The organism is Bacillus sp. mrc49, assembly GCF_002803435.1.
In genome coordinates this window covers 1-352 of sequence record NZ_PHNG01000340.1, presented here as the reverse complement: position 1 = coordinate 352, position 352 = coordinate 1, and the positions used below count along the sequence as shown (strand labels likewise).

The window sequence follows — 352 nt, the reverse complement described above, 5'->3', positions numbered from 1 at the left end:
GAAGTGGCTTCCCCGCCTTTTCGTCCTGCTTCCTGCCTGCTCATTTTTTCTTCGTTAGCCATTTTTTATCACTCCTTCGGTAGATTTTTGAATTGGCGCTACACTATATGAAGTAACCGCTTTGAACAAGCAGTAAACAGGAAATGCCAACAAAACCCCCATCTGTAAACGAAGTGTAATGGTTTTAATTTGCCGTTAATATCATTCCCTCCTGAATGTGCCAACGATTCCTGAAGTTTCGATAATGTTCGTGAAGGCTTGAGGATCCACTTCTTTAATGATACGTTCCAGGTCATAAAGTTCATATCTTGTAATGACAATCAATAACATTTCCTTATTTTCATTAGTGAAT

At 38.9% G+C, this 352-nt stretch carries 1 protein-coding gene; it reads right to left on the bottom strand.

Annotated elements, in window-relative coordinates; translation table 11 throughout:
* Positions 1-201: 201 nt before the first annotated feature.
* Positions 202-352: DUF2179 domain-containing protein (locus CVN76_RS02245; RefSeq protein WP_157805477.1), on the bottom strand; the 151-nt coding region annotated here is incomplete at its 5' end.